The following is a 19,344-nucleotide window of genomic DNA, read 5'->3' on the forward strand; positions in this document are numbered from 1 at the left end:
CCCCTTTGTCTAATATTAAACTGGCGCTGGTGCGGATACAAACGATTGATTGGCCGGAATCGTTTCCTCTTCCGTTTCTTCACGGATTAAGGCATATGAAAGAACGTCATCAAGATGTTTCATTGGGATAATGGTAATTCCTTCGATCTCCTGCAATATCGCTTGTTCATTCTCTTTTGGAATTAGAACCGTCTTTGCGCCGCTTGCTTTCGCTGCTTCCACCTTGGCGACGATTCCGCCTACTGGCTTGACTGTACCATGAATACTAATTTCTCCTGTCATTGCCACGGTATTGTCGACCTTTTCTTCTTTAATCGCGGAGTAAATGCCTGTTGCAATCGCTACACCCGCAGAAGGACCGTCTACAGGAGCTCCGCCAGGAAAGTTAATGTGAATATCATATTGATCAATCGGCAAATCCATTTTCTTTAAAACGGTAAGGACATTTTCAACTGAACCTTTCGCCATACTTTTTCGGCGAATGGAGCGAGCTTGGTTCCCCGTTTGCTCCTCTTCCGCGATACCTGTAATTGTTACACTACCTTCTGCAACGGAAGGAATGACATCGACCTCCACTTCGAGCAATGCCCCTGTATTCGGTCCAAACACAGCAAGACCGTTCACAAGGCCCACCTTCGGCTCGGACGGAATTTGCCGCTCTGGTCGTGGGGAAAGCTGACTTGAATGAATGACCCATTCCACATCGGCTACCGTCACTTCATGTCGGCCTTCTGTCGTTGCCATACCGGCTGCAATTTGTACGATGTTGACCGTTTCTCGGCCGTTGGTCGCATAAGCCGAAATTTTTTCATACACGCCTTCTTCCGCTTTAAACCCTAACCGGTTAACTGCTTTTTTCGCAATTGTCACAATTTCTTCCCGTTTTAAGGAACGGAAATAAACTTCTAAGCAGCGTGAACGAATCGCAGGTGGGATTTCCTCAGGCATACGGGTCGTCGCACCGACAAGGCGAAAATCAGCAGGGAGCCCCCGTTGAAAAATTTCATGGATGTGGCGAGGAATTTGTTGATTTTCTTCACTATAATACGCACTTTCTAAAAAGACTTTCCGATCTTCTAACACCTTGAGGAGCTTGTTAATTTGAATGGAGTGAAGCTCACCGATCTCATCGATAAAAAGCATGCCTCCGTGGGCTTTTGTGACAGCTCCTTGCTTTGGCTGAGGAATCCCTGCTTGCCCCATAGCGCCCGCCCCTTGATAAATTGGATCATGAACTGAGCCAATCAACGGATCAGCAATTCCTCGTTCATCAAAACGAGCTGTTGTTCCATCGAGTTCAACAAATACGGCATCATGGGCGAACGGAGAGTTCGGATTTTTCTTCGCTTCCTGCAACACAAGCCGCGCAGCCGCGGTCTTTCCTACTCCAGGTGGTCCATAAATAATGACATGCTGCGGGTTTGGTCCACATAAAGCAGCTTTTAATGCACGAATGCCTTCCTTTTGTCCAACAATATCTTCAAAGCTTTCCGGTCGGACTTTTTCGGAAAGCGGTTCACTGAGTGAAATGGATTGTAGCTTTCGCAATTGATCCATTTCTTTGCGTGACTCCCGATCAATGGATACACGCTGAGAGCGTTGGGTTTTTAATAAATTCCAGAAATAGAGGCCGATGACGACCCCAAAAAAAAGCTGGACGACAAAGAGAATTCCAGTCCAATTCATAGCGTACCTCCCCGGAACTAAATAAGTTTTTCTTAGTATCTCCGGGAACAAATGACCTAATCAGGTGAACACCGAAATCAGGCTGTCGTTTCTTGGATGGATTGGCGGAGCACTGGTTAACGAGGGAGAAGACAACCTCTACTCTGTTCGCGTTGCGAAACACTAACATGCGTCTAGGCTCTTTTTTCGGTACCGATTAGAGCAGGCACTTCTCTCATCAATTCCAAGCTTGCTTACGATAAGAAGCGTGCAAAGCGCCTGCGTTTGGCGTTCAGCTAGACCTTTCTGTTTTATAGAAAAACTTGTTGTCTCCAAATGATTAGCGATAGCCGTAGTTACACGTATCCAAACTCTCGAATAAAATTTCGCTTGGCTGAATGATTTTTACCCTTTCTTCACGAAAAAAACCACCCTTGCTTTTACGCAAGGGCAGCTAGTATCCATTAGGCACTTTCCTTTGGTTCCGGTTTAGTCATCGCTACTTCTGAGCCATCTTTCATTTTTAAAATCGGTGGCTCTCCCTCGGTGACGCATTTATCGTGAATGATACACGTTTCTACGTCGTCGCGGGCAGGTAGGTCAAACATGACGTCGAGCGTTAGTCCTTCAATGATTGAGCGCAAACCACGTGCACCTGTTTTACGCTCAATCGCTTTCCTTGCAATTTCACGCAACGCTTCATCAGTAAATTCTAAATTCACATCATCTAGCTCAAGCAACTTCTTATATTGTTTAACGAGCGCGTTTTTTGGCTTTGTCAAAATCTCGATAAGCGCTTCTTCATCTAAAGGCTGCAAGCTCGAAATGACAGGCAGTCGTCCGATGAATTCTGGGATAAGACCGAAACGAAGCAAGTCTTCAGGCAATACTTTGCTTAAATATTCACCTGGTTTTAACTCGTCTTGCTTAACTTCGGAGCCAAACCCAATGACTTTTTTCCCGAGACGGCGCTTAATGATTTGTTCAATGCCATCAAACGCTCCTCCACAAATAAAGAGAATATTCGTCGTATCGATCTGAATGAACTCTTGATGGGGATGCTTTCTCCCTCCTTGAGGAGGAACGGAAGCTGTTGTCCCCTCTAAAATCTTTAGTAAGGCTTGTTGGACCCCTTCTCCAGAAACATCACGCGTAATCGATGGGTTCTCAGATTTACGTGCAACCTTGTCAATTTCATCAATATAAATGATCCCTTTTTCCGCTTTTTCTACATCATAGTCAGCAGCTTGAATCAATTTAAGCAAGATGTTTTCCACGTCTTCACCAACATAACCAGCTTCCGTTAAAGAAGTGGCATCAGCAATCGCAAAAGGTACATTTAAAATGCGAGCGAGCGTTTGAGCTAATAGCGTTTTACCACTACCCGTAGGTCCAATCATACAGATATTACTTTTCGAAAGCTCGACCTCTTCCGATTTGCTCATGGAATTGATGCGTTTATAGTGATTGTACACAGCAACGGATAACGATTTCTTTGCTAAGTCTTGACCAATCACATAGTCATCGAGAATTTCGCGAATTTCATGAGGCTTCGGCACCTCTTGGAACTCCACTTCTTCTTCTGTGCCTAATTCCTCTTCTACAATCTCCGTGCACAATTCGATACATTCATCACATATATAAACGCCCGGACCAGCGACTAATTTTCTCACTTGATCTTGTGTTTTTCCACAAAAAGAACATTTCAATTGCCCTTTTTCATCATTAAACTTAAACATCCGGATCACCCCTTAACTAGTATTGTACCACGTTGTTAAAGCTTCTCGTAGTCGAAAAGCTCTCATGGATTTGACCCGCTCAATCTTTCCTCGCTATTTTGACATTGTAACATAGAACGATCATTTATGTGAGTAAAAGCGCTTTTGAAGCCATACAAAAAAACTTATGTACTGTTAGTGTAATGTGATACGGTTGTGACATGTAGACGAACGAAATAGGTATGTAAGTCATATGTACTGTCAAATAGCGAATCGTGAACATGAGGTGAGTCAAAAAGCGCGAAACATTTGGATGCACGCGAGCATAAGATAGCTTCTATCTTTTATATTTATGACCGCATTTTTTATACATTCAATAATTGAAGGAGAAATTCCTTCTTTTCGTGGTAATGTTTCGCCTTCTCATTAGGATACTCAAATCCACGCTTTGTCATACAAGCTAATTGGATCAAAAATAGTGTAAAACAAGGCACGAAGCACGTGCCTTGTTTTGGTTTTACATGTCATGGTGTTACCGACTATTTTGTTATGAGACAGCTTTACTGTGCTCGACTAGGAAATCAACCGCTTTTTGAATCTTAAGGTCAGCTTTAATACCGTCCGTTCCACCTTGCGTTGCAAAAATGGATTTAATTTCATCCACAGAACGTTGGTACATCTCAGCCATTTTTTCAAGTTCCTTTTCAACATCTTCATCAGATGCTTCTAAGTTTTCTTGATTTGCGATCGCTTCGAGTGTCAAGTTCACGCGAACACGCTTTTCTGCATCTTCTTTCATTTGTTCACGAAGTTGCTCTTGTGTCTGGCCTGAGAATTGGAAGTACATTTCAAGGTTCATTCCTTGCATTTGCAAACGTTGCTCGAACTCTTGTGTCATGCGGTCAAGCTCTGTATTAATCATAGCTTCAGGAATATCAATCGTTGCATTTTCAGACGCTTTTTGAATAAGCGTATCCCGCTTCTCATGATCCGCTTCGTGAGCGCGATCTTTTTCAAGCTTTTCACGGAGCTTCTTTTTCAGCTCATCTAAGCTTTCTACTTCTTCATCCACGTCTTTTGCAAACTCATCATCAAGCTCAGGAAGCTCTTTGCGTTTTACATCATGAATTTTCACTTTAAAAGTGGCTGGCTTTCCTGCAAGTTCTTCCGCATGGTATTCTTCTGGGAATGTGACTTCCACATCTTTTTCTTCCCCAGCTTTTAGGCCAACAAGTTGGTCTTCAAATCCTGGGATAAATTGACCTGAGCCAATTTCAAGAGAGTAATTTTCCGCTTTTCCGCCTTCAAAAGCTTCACCATCAACGAAGCCTTCGAAATCAAGAACAGCTGTATCACCTTCTTGGATAGCTTCTTCTTCAACAACGACAAGCTCTGCCTGACGCTCTTGCAAGCTCTTTAATTCTTGTTCTACATCCTCATCAGAAACAGTCGTATCTTTTTCCTCAAATTCTAATCCTTTATAGTCACCAAGCTGAACTTCTGGTTTGACTGTTACAGTTGCCTTAAAAATCAAGTTATTCCCTTGCTCCATTTGTTCGATATCAATCTCTGGGCGGTCGACAGGCTCGATCCCTGTTTCATCAATTGCCGCAGCATACGCTTCTGGTAAAAGAATATCGAGTGCATCTTGATAAAGAGCTTCTACCCCAAATTGGCGTTCAAAGATTTTGCGAGGTACTTTTCCTTTACGGAATCCAGGTACATTGACCTTTTTTACAACTTTTTTAAATGCTTTGTCTAAAGCTTCGTCCACTTTCGCTGATTCAACATCAACTGTTAAGACACCTTCGTTACCTTCTAACTTTTCCCATTTTGCAGTCATTGTTTATTAGTCCCTCCAACTTCACACTTACATTTTTCAAACGAACCTTCTGCTTTACAACCACTCTATTATAACATAGTATTGATTGATTTCAAGGGATAGGTTAGCGGAAGGAATGACCACTAATCCCTTGAAACGTCTCGGTTTCAACAAAATGAATTTCTTCTCCTTTTTCTAGCATTTGCTGCACCCGACAATTGTACATCCCGGCAATTTCTTCTTCATCGAAAGGTAACCCATTTGATTCATGAACGGCTACATGAACGGCTCCTGCCCATAGATCTTTCTGCTCAGGCTTCGGTGTAAAAGGATATAACGCGTACAAAAACTGCCACCAAAGCTGCTCTGCCATTTTAAACAGGGACGGGTTCTCGACTGCCAATCTGGCTTCTAGCTGCTCTACCACCGCATTTCCAAACCGCTGTTGCTCATCCGCATTAAGCTCTGCTGGGATGACCTCCGCTTCCTGATCAAATTTTCGAATTCTCACACGCTTTTCTACTTTATGCATCGTTAACATATGTAAGGCATAACTTCTCAAAGCAGGATCATTGCTTTCAGATTCGACGAATGAAAGCAGAGTGCGAATATCGGCCGGATCGTTATGCTTGCGCATCTGTTGTAGAAAATGCCATTGTTCTAATGAATCTCGCTCATTTATATCATCATATGTTTCTTTTAAATCGAGCTCTTCAGAAAGCGGCTCTTTTATGTATGTAGGAGAATCCTCGACCATCTGGCGACTAAAGTGGAGTAGCTGATAAAAGGATTCGGCATGTTTAGCCGGGAGTCTATCTTCAGCAAGAACGACGTCTAACATTTCGACCACTTCATCATATCTTCCCAACTGGACGAGTAACGAAAGATGAATTTGCAAGATATCATAGTAGTTTCCAATATCATTTCGCAACATTTGATCGGTTAATAGCACAGCATCATCTAACTTGCCTAATTCCACGTAACAAAGAGCTTTACCGAAAAGAATTTGCGAAGGTTCAGCATCGTATTGTTCTGCTTGTTCAAACATGGTTAACGCTTTTTTCGCATCTTTTTCTTTTAGCGCCTCCATCCCCTTTTCAATCAATCGCTTGACAAGTCCTGGGTATAACACGATGTTATCGCTTGATTCCGTTTTTTTCCCGCTCATGGTATTGTATCGCTCCACTCTTCTCTCCAATGGGAGAGAACGATTCTTTGCCTAAGTGTACCAAGACGCACATGAAAACACAAATCGAGGAGAGAAAGTAGCTGCCTAGTATTCAGGCAGCTACTTTCCGTTTCTTCCATTCATATTCCCTACTCTTTTGATCATTAAACCCGGCTTGCCTCAAATTGTTTAATTTGTTCCTCGTAACGCAAGGTAAGTCCGATCTCATCCCATCCATTAATGAGCATTTCTTTCCAATACCCATCAATTTCAAACGTTGCTTCGAATCCATCCTCACTTGTCACGGTTTGGGCTTCCAGATTTACAGTTAGGCTATAAGCTGTATCTTTGCCCTTCTCCACCAAAGCTGTTACTTCCTCTTGCTTTAATTTCACAGGCAAGATACCATTTTTGAAACAGTTATTATAGAAGATGTCAGCAAAGCTTGGTGCAATGACTACTCTGAAGCCGTAATCTTTAATGGCCCAAGGTGCGTGTTCACGCGAAGAACCACACCCGAAGTTATGCCCTGCGACAAGGATCGTCCCTTGTTTTGCATGAGGTTGATTTAGCTCAAAATCTGGATTGTCTTCTCCATTCGGCAAGAAGCGCCAGTCAAAGAATAAAAATTGGCCAAATCCCGTCCGCTCTACACGCTTTAAAAACTGCTTCGGAATAATTTGATCTGTATCTACATTGACCCGATCCAAGACGGCAATCGTACCTGTGTGTGTCTTTAGTGGTTCCATCGGTCTTCCCCTCCTTTTACGCGATTAAACGGTCTGCGGTTCGGATTGGAATGTGCGAACGTCCACAAAGTGACCTGCAATCGCAGCAGCTGCTGCCATCTGTGGGCTCACAAGGTGTGTCCGCGCTCCTTTTCCTTGTCTTCCTTCAAAGTTACGATTCGACGTAGACGCACAGCGCTCACCTTCAGGAACGGTATCAGGGTTCATCCCTAAGCACATACTACAGCCCGAATCACGCCACTCAAACCCAGCTTCCTTAAAGATTTCATCCAATCCTTCTTTCTCTGCTGCCCGCTTTACTTGCTGAGAACCTGGTACGACAAGTGCACGCACGCCATCCGCCACTTTTCTTCCTTTTATTAATTCTGCTGCTGTACGTAAGTCACTAAGACGTGAGTTTGTACATGAACCGATAAACACGTGCTGAATCGCAATCTCAGTAATCGGTGTTCCTGGTTCAAGGCCCATGTAAGCTAGCGATTGTTTGATCGCCCGACGCTCATTCTCATCTTTTGCATCGTCTGGTGAAGGGACAACCTGACTAACCCCTGTCCCTTGGGCTGGATTTGTTCCCCACGTGACCATCGGTTCAATTTCAGACGTATTCATTGTGAGCACACGATCATACACAGCTCCAGCATCAGTCGCTAACGCTTCCCATTGCTGGATAGCCACGTCAAACGCCTCACCTTTAGGAGAATTCGGTCGGCCTCGAAGGTATTCAAACGTTACAGAGTCTGGACTAATTAAACCAGCTTTTGCTCCTGCCTCAATCGACATATTACAGATCGTCATCCGCTCTTCCATTGATAGGGAGCGAATCGCTTCTCCCGTAAACTCGATGACATGTCCGGTTCCAAAATCAACACCATATTTCGCAATGACGGCAAGAATAATGTCTTTTGCTGACACAGATGGTGCTAATTCCCCTGTAACACGAACTTCCATCGTTTTCGGCTTCGATTGCCACAACGCTTGCGTTGCTAGTACATGTTCTACTTCACTTGTACCGATCCCAAAAGCCAGCGCACCAAATGCGCCATGAGTGGACGTATGACTGTCACCACAAACGATCGTTTTTCCTGGTTGCGTTAAGCCGAGCTCTGGTCCGATAACGTGGACTATTCCGTTATTCGGGCTATCTAAACCAGCGATCTCAATTCCGAATTCTTTGCAGTTCGCCTCTAACGTCTCAATTTGCTTCCGAGCAATTTGATCTTGAATGTTAAAGCGATCAACCGTCGGAACATTGTGATCCATCGTAGCAAATGTCAAATCTGGCCGGCGCACAGGGCGGCCTGCTAAGCGTAAGCCCTCAAATGCTTGCGGTGAGGTGACTTCATGGACCATATGCAAGTCGATATAAAGAAGGCTCGGCTTGCCTTCCTCACCGATGACCGTATGAGCGTCCCAAATTTTTTCAATAATTGTTTTTGGAGCCATCGCTTTTCTTCCTTTCTAAAGCATCATTTATGAAATATCAACAGAGGCTTGAATCGCTTCAACTACAGCATCCGTAATCGCTTTGGTTGAACTTGATTCTTCACCTGGCTTAGCAATATCTGCTGTACGATACCCTTGTTTTAATACTGCTTCAATCGCATCTTCAATTGTTTTCGCTTCTTCATGCAAGCCAAAGGAATATTTTAACATCATCGCACATGATGCAATCGTCGCAAGTGGGTTTGCTACCCCTTTCCCCGCAATATCAGGAGCTGATCCATGGATAGGCTCATAAAGTCCCGGTCCATCGCTCGTTAAACTAGCAGACGGAAGCATTCCGAGGGAGCCTGTCACCATCGAAGCCTCGTCGCTTAAAATGTCACCAAAAAGGTTTTCCGTCACGAGCACATCAAATTGTTTCGGTCTACGAATGAGCTGCATTGCCGCATTATCTACGAGCATATGTTCAAGCGTAACTTCAGGAAATTCTTGTGCCACTTCGTTTGCCACTTCTCGCCACATCCGACTCGATTCAAGAACGTTCGCCTTGTCAACCGATGTGACATGTTTATTTCGAACCATGGCTAGCTCAAAGGCTTTGCGAATAATTCGTCGCATTTCCCCTCTCGTGTAGAGAAGGGTGTCTACGACTTCCTCTGTTTCGCCTTCACCCCGTCGTTCACGTGGTTCCCCGAAATAAAGCCCCCCAGTCAGCTCTCGGACAATTAATAAATCTACCCCATCGATCACATCGTTTTTTAAAGTGGAGGCATCTGCTAGACTGTCATACACAGTGACTGGGCGTAAATTAGCAAAGAGGTTTAATCCCTTCCGTAAGCCGAGCAGTCCTTTTTCTGGACGAAGATGACCGGGCAGTGTATCCCACTTCGGACCTCCGACAGCACCAAGTAAAATTCCGTCCGCATGACGGCATACGTCTAGCGTTTCTTCTGGGAGCGGCGTTCCTACCTCGTCAATCGCACATCCGCCTAATAGGGCTTTTTTATAGGAGAACGTATGCCCAAAACGATCGGCCACTGCCTGCAGCACTTCTATGGCTGCGTCCGTCACCTCAGGACCAATACCGTCCCCAGGCAAAACCGCTATTTGTTTCTCCATTGCCCTACACCTCCACCTTCGATTCATAAACTTCTGCATATTTCTTTCGATTAATCGTTCGATTAACTGCGTTTAAATAGGCTTTTGCTGACGCTTCTAACACATCATGGGCCGTGCCGCGTCCACTTGAGACGACTCCTTGATAATCCATTTGAACATAGACATCTGCCAGAGCATCCCTACCGCCTGTAATGGACTGAATTCGATAATCTAACAATTTCACCGGGGCATCGAGCAGGCGCTCAAGTGTATTGTAAATCGCCTCAACACTTCCAGACCCAGTGGCCGCCTCTTCCGCCACTTCCCCTGATGGTAACTTCATCGTGATCGTTGCCGTATTCGTCAGGTTGGACCCGTAATTCACTTGAAGAGCTTGCAATTCGTAATGGTTCGTTTCTCCTCCAACGGTCTGCTCGGTCATTAAAGCAAATAGATCGTCTTCGGTAATTTCTTTCTTTTTATCTGCTAGGTCTTTAAATGCTTTAAAAATGTTGTTTAGCTGCTCATCTGTTCCTGTAAATCCAAGTTCCTGAACTTTCGTTTTGAACGCATGGCGCCCTGAATGTTTTCCAAGCACCATCGAATTGGATGACACACCGACCATCTCAGGTGTAATAATTTCATATGTTTGTTTATTTTTTAGAACGCCATCTTGGTGAATGCCCGATTCATGAGCAAATGCATTCGCTCCTACGACCGCTTTATTGTTTGGTACAACCATGCCCGTTAATTTGCTTACAAGGCTACTCGTACGTTTAATTTCTTTTAAAATAAGTCCAGTTTCTGTTTCATAATGATCTTTACGAATATTAAGGGCGACGGCAATCTCTTCAAGAGAGGCATTACCGGCTCTTTCCCCAATGCCATTAATCGTGCATTCCACTTGATCGGCCCCGCCCTGAATCGCTGCTAATGAGTTAGCAACTGCCATTCCAAGGTCGTCATGGTTATGAGTAGACAAGCTGACTTTGTCGATGCTTGGAACGTTTTGCTTCATATATTGAAACATTCGCTTAATCTCTTGCGGCGTCGTATATCCAACGGTGTCAGGTAAATTAATAACGGTTGCTCCCGCTTGGATCACCGCTTCAATGATTTGCGCTAAAAACGGAAAGTCCGAGCGGCTCGCATCCTCAGCTGACCATTGAACATGCTTGAAACGACTGGCTGCATACTTCACAGACTCAACAGCCTTTTCAATCACTTGTTCTGGAGTCATTCGTAATTTATGTTCCATATGAATGGGAGAAGTAGCAATAAAGAGATGAATCCGTGGCTCCTCAGCCGATTTTAACGCCTCCCACGCTGCGTCGATATCTTTTTGCACAGAGCGGGCCAGCCCAGTAACGGAGCTTCCTTTTACGGTCTCCGCAATCGCTTTAACCGATTGAAAATCCCCTTGGGAAGAGGCTGGAAAACCAGCCTCAATAATATCCACACCGAGACGCTCTAACTGTTTTGCGATTTCCATCTTTTCCTCAAAGTTGAGGTTCACTCCGGCTGACTGCTCACCGTCACGCAACGTCGTATCGAAGACGCTAATTTTTCGCACTGCCGACCACTCCTTTAGATTTAGCTTTTACGAATGGCATCATTTCTCTTAGCTCACGACCAACGACTTCAAGTGGATGATTTTTCTCACGTTCGTTGATGGCTGTAAATTCTGGGCGATTCGCTTGATTTTCTAAAATCCAACCTTTTGCAAATTTTCCTGTTTGAATATCAGATAAAATGTCCTTCATCGCTTGCTTCGTCTCTGCTGTTACGACACGTGGTCCTGCTTGGAAGTCTCCCCATTGAGCCGTATCAGAAATGGAATAACGCATATATTCAAGTCCACCCTCGTACATAAGGTCAACGATTAATTTTAATTCGTGCAAGCATTCAAAGTAAGCAACTTCTGGCTGGTAGCCAGCTTCTACTAATGTTTCGAACCCAGCTTTTACAAGTGCTGATGTTCCACCGCAAAGGACGGCTTGCTCACCGAAAAGATCTGTTTCTGTTTCTTCTTGGAATGTCGTCTCAATGACACCTGCACGAGCAGAACCGTTCATTTTTGAGTATGCAAGGGCGATGTCTTTCGCTTGACCTGTCGCATCTTGGTATACGGCTACAAGACCTGGAACGCCAGCACCGTCAACATAAGTGCGGCGTACGAGGTGTCCTGGACCCTTCGGAGCTGCAAGGAATACATCCACTGTTGCTGGAGGAACGATTTGGTTAAAGTGAACGTTAAATCCGTGAGCAAAAGCAAGTGTTTTTCCTTCTGATAATTCTGGCTCGATTTCATTTTTGTAGACGGTAGGTTGATGCTCATCAGGCAATAGAATCATGATTACATCGGCGCGTGATGCTGCTTCGCGAACAGAATATACTTGAAAACCGTCCTCTGCTGCTTTATCCCAAGATTTCCCTGGACGAAGACCAACGATCACTTCCTGTCCGCTGTCACGTAAATTTTGCGCATGCGCATGACCTTGTGAACCATAACCGATAATTGCTACTGTTTTTCCTTGTAATACACCTTCGTTAATATCTCCGTTATAAAATACTTTTGCCATTTCGTATCTCTCCCTTTTCCTTTTTATTTTTTTGGGTTTAATTAATGAGAGTGATGTGGTTACCTTCCACATCGTATTTTTTCGACCCTCGTTTGAAGGCCGTTATCCCTGTTCTAGCAAGTTCCTTAATTCCATACGGTCTAAGTAAGTCAATAAATGTTTCGACCTTTTGATGATCGCCTGTAATTTGGACGGTCATGCTCTCCCTACCAATGTCGATAATGGAGGCGCGGAACGGATTGACGACTGCTGCGATTTCTCCCCGCTGTTGGGGTGAGGCAACGACCTTGATTAAAGCTAGCTCCCTCGCCACAATCGCCTCATCGGTAATGTCTTTTACTTTCAAGACATCAACTTGCTTGTGAAGCTGCTTGATGACTTGCTCAATGTTTTTTTGGTTATCAACGATGACGACGAACGTCATTCGTGACACTGTCGGATTTTCTGTCACCCCGACCGTAATACTCTCAATGTTGAAATGACGTCTTGCGAATAAGCCTGTGATCCGGTTTAAAACCCCTGATGTGTTGTTCACAAGAGCTGTGATCGTTCGTTTCATGGCTTCACTCCCTCCATTTCATGCTGGCCTTTCCCTGGTGAAATCATCGGATACACATTCTCCTCTTTCGCTACACGGAAATCCATTAAAACCGGACCATCATGATCAAGCATTTCTTTTAATGCTTGATCCACCTCGGAAAGCTTCTCCACCTTCATCCCTTTAATGTCATAGGCTTCTGCCATTTTTACAAAGTCAGGCTGAATCGGGAATAGGGAGTTGGAGTAGCGCTCCCCGTGGAAAAGTTGCTGCCATTGTCGCACCATTCCAAGCGAGGCGTTGTTCACTAAAATTACTTTTACCTTCAGCCCTAATTCTTGTAAAATGGACAGCTCCTGCAACGTCATTTGGAATCCTGCGTCGCCGAGAACCGCTACAACCGTTGACGATGGCTCTGCGATTTGCGCTCCGATCGCGGCAGGGAAACCGAAGCCCATCGTGCCAAGTCCGCCTGATGTTACCCAACGATTCGGCTTATTGAACGCATAATATTGGGCTGCCCACATTTGGTGCTGGCCGACATCGGTCGTGATAATCGCCTCACCATTTGTAGCTTCACACAATTTTTCGATCAACTGCTGCGGCTTGATCGTCTCCCCATCTTCCTTGTACCAGAGTGGATATTCTTGCTTCATTCGCTGCAAATCTGCACGCCACACACTGTTATCACCGCGTTTGCCATTTTCCCCAATGAGCATTTTCAACGCTTCCTTCGCACAGCCGACCACAGGAATTTCCGTTTCAATGTTTTTACCGATCTCTGCTGGATCGATGTCAATGTGGGCCACGCGTGCATTTGGTGCGAAGAAAGCAAGGTTACCTGTCAAACGATCATCAAATCTGGCTCCGATACTGATTAACAAGTCCGATTCATGAATCGCCATGTTGGCCGTGTACGTTCCATGCATGCCGCCCATCCCTAAATGTAGTTCATGATCCGCCGGAAAGCTTCCGAGTCCAAGCAGTGTATTGACGACTGGAATTTGTTGTTGCTCAACATATTCAAACAGCTCCTGTGCAGCATGAGCATGAAGCACACCTGCACCAGCTAGAATAACGGGCTTTTTCGCCTGTGATACAGCTTCGACAAGCTTCCGAATTTGCAGGCGATTTGGCATCACTGTCGGTTGGTACCCTGGAAGGTGCACTTCTTTATCGTAGTCGAATAGGCCTGTTGTAAGAGAGATATCTTTTGGAAGATCGATGAGTACAGGCCCAGGCCTTCCAGTCGTCGCGATATGGAACGCTTCTTTGATGATCCTCGGTAAATCTTCGATTGTGCGGACTTGGTAGCTATGCTTCGTGATAGGCATCGTAATTCCGATCATGTCCGCCTCTTGGAAAGCATCCGTTCCGATCAGTGTTGTGGCTACCTGTCCCGTAATGACGACAAGTGGTAACGAGTCGATCATCGCATCAGCAATTCCCGTAACAACATTGGTGGCTCCAGGTCCTGATGTGACGACACACACACCGGGCTTTCCTGATACACGAGCATATCCCTCTGCTGCATGGATCGCTCCTTGTTCATGTCTTGCTAAAATATGACGGATCCCTGTCTTATAAATCTCATCATACGTTGGCAAGATCGCCCCACCTGGATATCCGAAGATGACATCCACCCCTTCCCTCGCCAAGGCTTGAATCAACATGCTTGACCCTGACATTTCCTGAGGTGGTTCAGGCTTTGGTTGCTCTCGCTTTTTCAACTTAAAGTTGGTACTCATCCTTGCTCCTCCTTTAATTCTTTGATTGTCTCTCTCCAACAACAATGGAATAATAAAAAAATCTTTTTACCCACGCTGCCAGAATTTCTAGCAAAGGGGCAAAAAGATTTCTCTTTTCACGGTACCACCCTCATTCGTAGCATTTTTACAAATGCTACCTCATGGACGATCAAATCGTCTCATTTTGATAACGGGTGTAGTGAAAAACCACCCGGCAACATCTACTAAAGCAGGCTGTGCCCGATTGTTCGAAGTCGCACTCCGAGGTGAGCTTCATTAAAGGATCATCGCTGCCTCTCAGCTCCTAGCAGCTCTCTGTAGATGATCGTCTTTAATTACTGATCCTCTTCAACGTGTTAAAACTATTTAGATCTTCATAACGCCACCTGTGTTGGCGGACGTCACAAGTTTAGAATAACGAGCTAGATAACCTTTTTTCACCTTCGGCTCTGGCTCGGTCCATCCCTCTTGGCGCTTAGCAATTTCTTCGTCAGATACGAGCCACTCAATCGTCCGATTCGGTAAATCGATTCGAATCTTATCACCATTTTCGATGAACGCGATCGGTCCGCCTTCTGCCGCTTCCGGTGAAATATGCCCAATGGAGATTCCTCTTGAAGCTCCGGAAAAGCGTCCATCCGTGATGAGGGCTACCTTTGTTCCTAAACCTCTTCCGATAATGGCTGAGGTTGGCGCCAACATTTCTGGCATTCCTGGACCACCTTTAGGCCCTTCGTAGCGAATGACGACCACATGCCCTTCACGGACATCCCCGTTGTTAATTCCTTGCTGCGCTTCTTCTTGGGAATTGTAGACGATCGCTTCACCTTCAAAAACTTGAATCGAAGGATCAACGGCCCCAACTTTAATGACCGCTCCATTCGGTGCTAGGTTACCAAACAAGATAGACAAACCTCCCACTGGGGAGTAAGGATTATCTTTTCGCCTGATGACTACATCATCGGTGATTTCAGCGTCTTTTACATTTTCATAGATGCTTTTGCCTGTAATCGTGATTCGATCTGGGTGTATCGCACCATCGATCTCGCAAAGTTCTTTAATGATCGCTGCTACTCCGCCTGCATGGTGGACATCGTCCATCGAATAATCGGACGCTGGGCTGATCTTACACAAATATGGAACTCGCTCTGCCACTTCATTGATACGATTTAAGTCGTATTCAATCTCGGCTTCATTTGCAATCGCAAGCGTGTGGAGAACCGTATTTGTTGATCCTCCCATCGCCATATCAAGAGCGAATGCGTCATCGATCGTTTCTTTCGTAATAATGTCGCGAGGACGGATATCTTTTTCAATTAAGTTCATTAAATGTTTCGCTGCGTCTTTTATTAGCTGGTGCCGTGCCTCAGAAGTTGCAACGATCGTTCCGTTCCCCGGCAATGCCATCCCTAGCATTTCCATGAGCGAGTTCATGGAGTTTGCCGTGAACATCCCGGAACAGGAACCACAGGTTGGACAGGCTGTTTGCTCAATTTCGAGCAACTCTTCCCTTGTCATTTTTCCTGACGAAAATGCGCCTACTCCTTCAAAGACAGAAGCTAACGATAGGTTCTTTCCGTCTTTTGTACGCCCTGCTTCCATTGGTCCACCTGATACGAAGACAGATGGGACATTGGTTCGAACCGATGCCATCAGCATACCTGGCGTAATTTTATCACAGTTTGGAATGAAGAAGACTCCATCAAACCAGTGTGCATTAATAACGGTTTCTGCCGCATCACATATGATTTCACGGCTTGGAAGGGAGTACCGCATTCCGATATGACCCATGGCAATTCCATCATCAACGCCAATCGTGTTGAACTCAAAAGGAATTCCTCCGGCTTCTCGGATCGCTTCCTTCGCGACTTCAGCAAACTTGTTTAAGTGCATATGACCTGGAATAATATCAATGTAAGAGTTACAGACCCCGATAAACGGTTTATCCATCTCCTCTTCTTTGACCCCTGCGGCACGAAGCAGACTTCGATGGGGGGCTCGGTCTATGCCTTTTTTTATCATGTCACTTCTCATTTTAATCGCTCCCACTGTTGCTTCGTTATCTTCTCTAAGCTCTGCTCTCTCTCCACTTTAAAGCGTTACGCTTTATTCTATGTTTTGTGAAAACGAAATAGTCAAAAAATATCCTCTATATACGGACATTTGTTTATCTCGTTTCTGTCTTTTGCTGAATATAATACGCCTATCTGCCGCTTCGGTCAACCACTTTTACAAAAATAATTTGACTATTTCGATTAGTCAGCCCCCTTGACAACGCTTACATACGCATGGATTCAAGCATCAATGGAACAACTCTTTTTTGCTATTTTTTCAAAACATAAAATAAAAAAAACTGGGCAAACTAGTCGTGGTGATGTAAAATGTGGAAACTCTCTTGGACAACTTATCGCTCAAAAAATTTTCCATTCCCTCTCCCTATCGTCCGGCTAAGGCAAACAAAGGTTGGCTCTTTAGTGCTGGTCGAAAATGGACGGATGAAGTGTAAAACTGAGGAAGAATCAGACTTTTATGAGCTTCTTATTCAAGAAAACTTGTACCCTACCTTGAATTATCATGTCGGAAGCATTCCCGTTCACTTCGCCCTCGTTCCTTTTAAGCTTGCGCTCATTGAACGTCATTCCCATATGAACGAAAAGCGATTAATGAAACGGTTAAAAAAGAGAAAGTGGGATGTGTTATTTTTTAGTCGAGAGCGCCTCGCCACAGAGCATGGGCGGCGCCTATTAGTAAACGACATTTATCATCTCCTTTCCCAAAAACCTTCTTTCTCACTGTTTGAAACGAAAAAAGGCCTCTCCCATTAATGGACAGGCCTATTTTCGTTTCACTTGTCATACCGCCGCATCGTACCACGATTTCACTAGACGAACAGAGGAAGCACATACTCTGTGCCATGCCACGTATTGGAGTTGGGATTCTACGTTTCATCTGAACTTTGGTAAATGACGATCGTTTTTCACTAACGACTGTTTTAATGTATGTACTGCTTCTAAAGCGACTGTTGCAAAGGTACAATTGGCGCCCAACTGCTACGATTTGCTATGTTTAAGATACTGGGCATATGTAGCTAAACTAATGATTCTCCATTTTTTAATGTGAAAGTGTCTGAGAATTCTTTTACTAACATAAAATACTCTTCCATCTATACTTGGGATGATCACGATGTGGTACTTTTAAATTCCATCTTGTATGTAATAAATTTTGTCACTTATAAGTAAGATCTCCTTTCGTTACCGAAATTGGTCTGGCCACCAAGTTCTTTTCTAACGATAGGAGTTTTTTTTATCATAAGACCACTCTTCTAGACGTTTTATTTTCACAAGTGCAGAGTACGTAGTTTTAGATCTATATTAAAAACAAACCAGTTCTCCAATAATGAGAACCGGTTAGCTTTACTATTGAATTTTAATTTCCCCTTGCTGTGTTCCAAAAAACCCGGTTTGTACGTTCAACAAAATATCATCGCTATCAAGCACGTCTTGCGGAACATCAAATACCACTTTACCTGGTAGTTCCAAACCAGGATTTAGCTTAGTAAGGAAAAAGTCAGCACCTTCATTCGCGTAAAGTCCAGCAGAGGAATCAGAATCATATTCTACATCTCCGACTTTTAATTTAAAGAAAGACGAATCAACCGTAATAGAGTCGCTTCCTTCATTTTTGATTGTTACATCTACAATGAGGAAAGTTCCTTTCGCCTCTGCAGTAAGAACATCTCCAACACTACCAGCTGTGCTAGTACCATTAGCCGTGAAGACTACATCACCGACTTTTAAAGCTTCACCGAGACCAGCAATTGGGTCTTCTTCCTCTGCTGATTCTTCCTCTGTATCTTCTTCTGTGCCTTCAGCCTCTTCTGGCTCCTCAGATTCATTTTCTGATTGATCTGCAGACACTTCTTCCGCCTCTGGTTCAGGTTCTTGTGCAGTCTCTGAGGAGTCATCATCTCCTCCTGAAACAGCCGCAAAAATAACAATAACTGCGATTAACCAGACCCACCATTTTTTATAAAATGGCTTTTTCGGTTTTGTTTCGTTTGACATAATCATCCCCCTATTAAATTTTAGTAAAAACTTCACAGGAAGATTATACCCTAACGATTGATTATTTTCTACATAATTTTATATATTTTTCGTATTTTTACCTGAATGTTGTGATATTATAGTCAAAATATGAGGATAAATCTATCTTAAGCTAATTTTTATTAATAAGTCAAAAGGCATACTATTTCTCATTTACTTTCTCCGATAATCATATAACCTTTTCCTATACATTTTCTAAACAATGAGCTTAAACCACTATGCTTATCTTTCTTGATGGGTACACGGGATAAGATCGTTGTCGCGATTTCTTTAGATGTCTCAACAATCGCTTTTGGCTCCTCCAATTCAGTGTCCTCCACTAACACACAGCGATAATTTAATGCTTTCACTCCTGTTGACATTGCTCATACTCCTTGTATGTTTCAAAAGCAGTATATTCTTCAATCCTCCGTTATTATCCATCAAAAAAAGGATGCTTTCACAGTCTGTGATAGCATCCTTTATCTGTTCCATCCCTTGTTGTTACCAAAGGTTACTTTATGTAGCTAAATGGCGTCCCAGGAGAGATTCGAACTCCCGACCGACGGCTTAGAAGGCCGTTGCTCTATCCAGCTGAGCTACTGGGACTCGATGGAGCGGGTGATGAGAATCGAACTCACGACATCAGCTTGGAAGGCTGAGGTTTTACCACTAAACTACACCCGCATTAAAGTTGGCTTTCTGAACATTACTTTTTCATGCCTCTTCCT

15 protein-coding genes, 2 tRNA genes and 1 other annotated feature are annotated in these 19,344 nt (G+C 44.1%); of the genes, 1 reads left to right on the forward strand and 16 read right to left on the reverse strand.

Features of this window, described 5'->3' with window-relative positions; all coding sequences use genetic code 11:
- Positions 1-15 precede the first annotated feature (15 nt).
- The 12 genes from lonB to ilvD form a co-directional block, all read right to left on the reverse strand.
- Complete coding sequence (gene lonB / locus FED51_RS15490; RefSeq protein ID WP_010899195.1) at positions 16-1,686, reverse strand: ATP-dependent protease LonB; 1,671 nt, start codon at positions 1,684-1,686, stop codon at positions 16-18.
- A 443-nt stretch (positions 1,687-2,129) separates the two neighbouring features.
- Positions 2,130-3,404, reverse strand: coding sequence for an ATP-dependent protease ATP-binding subunit ClpX (clpX, locus tag FED51_RS15495; RefSeq protein ID WP_010899196.1), 1,275 nt, complete (start codon positions 3,402-3,404; stop codon positions 2,130-2,132).
- Between the two features lie 526 nt (positions 3,405-3,930).
- The gene (tig, locus tag FED51_RS15500; protein ID WP_010899197.1) at positions 3,931-5,226 is read right to left on the reverse strand and encodes a trigger factor; all 1,296 of its coding nucleotides are present in this window, start codon (positions 5,224-5,226) and stop codon (positions 3,931-3,933) included.
- Positions 5,227-5,329: 103 nt separating this feature from the next.
- Positions 5,330-6,391, reverse strand: coding sequence for a DUF3196 family protein (locus tag FED51_RS15505; protein WP_053430577.1), 1,062 nt, complete (start codon positions 6,389-6,391; stop codon positions 5,330-5,332).
- A 146-nt stretch (positions 6,392-6,537) separates the two neighbouring features.
- Positions 6,538-7,122, reverse strand: coding sequence for a 3-isopropylmalate dehydratase small subunit (gene leuD, locus FED51_RS15510; protein WP_053430576.1), 585 nt, complete (start codon positions 7,120-7,122; stop codon positions 6,538-6,540).
- Between the two features lie 24 nt (positions 7,123-7,146).
- On the reverse strand, positions 7,147-8,565 hold the full coding sequence (gene leuC / locus FED51_RS15515) for a 3-isopropylmalate dehydratase large subunit (RefSeq protein ID WP_138090665.1): 1,419 nt from the start codon (positions 8,563-8,565) through the stop codon (positions 7,147-7,149).
- Between the two features lie 27 nt (positions 8,566-8,592).
- Positions 8,593-9,684, reverse strand: coding sequence for a 3-isopropylmalate dehydrogenase (leuB, locus tag FED51_RS15520; protein ID WP_010899201.1), 1,092 nt, complete (start codon positions 9,682-9,684; stop codon positions 8,593-8,595).
- Between the two features lie 4 nt (positions 9,685-9,688).
- Positions 9,689-11,236, reverse strand: coding sequence for a 2-isopropylmalate synthase (locus FED51_RS15525; protein WP_053430574.1), 1,548 nt, complete (start codon positions 11,234-11,236; stop codon positions 9,689-9,691).
- Entirely contained in the window at positions 11,223-12,245 is a 1,023-nt protein-coding gene (ilvC, locus tag FED51_RS15530) for a ketol-acid reductoisomerase (RefSeq protein WP_010899203.1), read from the reverse strand. The genes FED51_RS15525 and ilvC overlap by 14 nt, the downstream gene beginning before the upstream one ends.
- 37 nt (positions 12,246-12,282) lie before the next feature.
- The gene (gene ilvN, locus FED51_RS15535) at positions 12,283-12,804 is read right to left on the reverse strand and encodes an acetolactate synthase small subunit (RefSeq protein WP_010899204.1); all 522 of its coding nucleotides are present in this window, start codon (positions 12,802-12,804) and stop codon (positions 12,283-12,285) included.
- A complete protein-coding gene (gene ilvB / locus FED51_RS15540) occupies positions 12,801-14,531 on the reverse strand; it encodes an acetolactate synthase large subunit (RefSeq protein ID WP_053430573.1) in 1,731 nt (576 codons plus the stop codon). The genes ilvN and ilvB overlap by 4 nt, the downstream gene beginning before the upstream one ends.
- A gap of 91 nt (positions 14,532-14,622) precedes the next feature.
- Positions 14,623-14,892 (reverse strand) — a binding site (T-box leader).
- Positions 14,893-14,897: 5 nt separating this feature from the next.
- The gene (gene ilvD, locus FED51_RS15545; RefSeq protein ID WP_053430572.1) at positions 14,898-16,565 is read right to left on the reverse strand and encodes a dihydroxy-acid dehydratase; all 1,668 of its coding nucleotides are present in this window, start codon (positions 16,563-16,565) and stop codon (positions 14,898-14,900) included.
- Positions 16,566-17,026: 461 nt separating this feature from the next.
- Between ilvD and FED51_RS15550 the strand changes: the two genes are divergently transcribed.
- Entirely contained in the window at positions 17,027-17,356 is a 330-nt protein-coding gene (locus FED51_RS15550; RefSeq protein ID WP_138090667.1) for a hypothetical protein, read from the forward strand.
- A 591-nt stretch (positions 17,357-17,947) separates the two neighbouring features.
- On the opposite strand, the gene FED51_RS15555 is transcribed toward FED51_RS15550, so the two are convergent.
- The 4 genes from FED51_RS15555 to FED51_RS15570 form a co-directional block, all read right to left on the reverse strand.
- On the reverse strand, positions 17,948-18,595 hold the full coding sequence (locus FED51_RS15555) for a DUF4352 domain-containing protein (protein WP_010899208.1): 648 nt from the start codon (positions 18,593-18,595) through the stop codon (positions 17,948-17,950).
- Between the two features lie 188 nt (positions 18,596-18,783).
- On the reverse strand, positions 18,784-18,996 hold the full coding sequence (locus FED51_RS15560) for a hypothetical protein (RefSeq protein WP_053430570.1): 213 nt from the start codon (positions 18,994-18,996) through the stop codon (positions 18,784-18,786).
- A gap of 149 nt (positions 18,997-19,145) precedes the next feature.
- A tRNA-Arg gene (locus FED51_RS15565) sits at positions 19,146-19,222 on the reverse strand.
- Between the two features lie 4 nt (positions 19,223-19,226).
- Positions 19,227-19,300 (reverse strand) — tRNA-Gly (locus FED51_RS15570).
- Between the last annotated feature and the right edge of the window lie 44 nt (positions 19,301-19,344).

The organism is Halalkalibacterium halodurans, assembly GCF_005671335.1.
GTDB lineage: Bacteria > Bacillota > Bacilli > Bacillales > Bacillaceae_D > Halalkalibacterium > Halalkalibacterium halodurans.

Bases quoted from the DNA above. Each gene is read 5' to 3' on its own strand.
- tig (WP_010899197.1), bottom strand. From the start codon at position 5,226: ATGACTGCAAAATGGGAAAAGTTAGAAGGTAACGAAGGTGTCTTAACA.
- ilvN (WP_010899204.1), bottom strand. From the start codon at position 12,804: ATGAAACGAACGATCACAGCTCTTGTGAACAACACATCAGGGGTTTTA.
- leuB (WP_010899201.1), bottom strand. From the start codon at position 9,684: ATGGAGAAACAAATAGCGGTTTTGCCTGGGGACGGTATTGGTCCTGAG.
- FED51_RS15555 (WP_010899208.1), bottom strand. From the start codon at position 18,595: ATGTCAAACGAAACAAAACCGAAAAAGCCATTTTATAAAAAATGGTGG.
- leuC (WP_138090665.1), bottom strand. From the start codon at position 8,565: ATGGCTCCAAAAACAATTATTGAAAAAATTTGGGACGCTCATACGGTC.
- ilvC (WP_010899203.1), bottom strand. From the start codon at position 12,245: ATGGCAAAAGTATTTTATAACGGAGATATTAACGAAGGTGTATTACAA.
- lonB (WP_010899195.1), bottom strand. From the start codon at position 1,686: ATGAATTGGACTGGAATTCTCTTTGTCGTCCAGCTTTTTTTTGGGGTC.
- ilvB (WP_053430573.1), bottom strand. From the start codon at position 14,531: ATGAGTACCAACTTTAAGTTGAAAAAGCGAGAGCAACCAAAGCCTGAA.
- FED51_RS15560 (WP_053430570.1), bottom strand. From the start codon at position 18,996: ATGTCAACAGGAGTGAAAGCATTAAATTATCGCTGTGTGTTAGTGGAG.
- ilvD (WP_053430572.1), bottom strand. From the start codon at position 16,565: ATGAGAAGTGACATGATAAAAAAAGGCATAGACCGAGCCCCCCATCGA.
- leuD (WP_053430576.1), bottom strand. From the start codon at position 7,122: ATGGAACCACTAAAGACACACACAGGTACGATTGCCGTCTTGGATCGG.
- clpX (WP_010899196.1), bottom strand. From the start codon at position 3,404: ATGTTTAAGTTTAATGATGAAAAAGGGCAATTGAAATGTTCTTTTTGT.
- FED51_RS15550 (WP_138090667.1), top strand. From the start codon at position 17,027: ATGAAGTGTAAAACTGAGGAAGAATCAGACTTTTATGAGCTTCTTATT.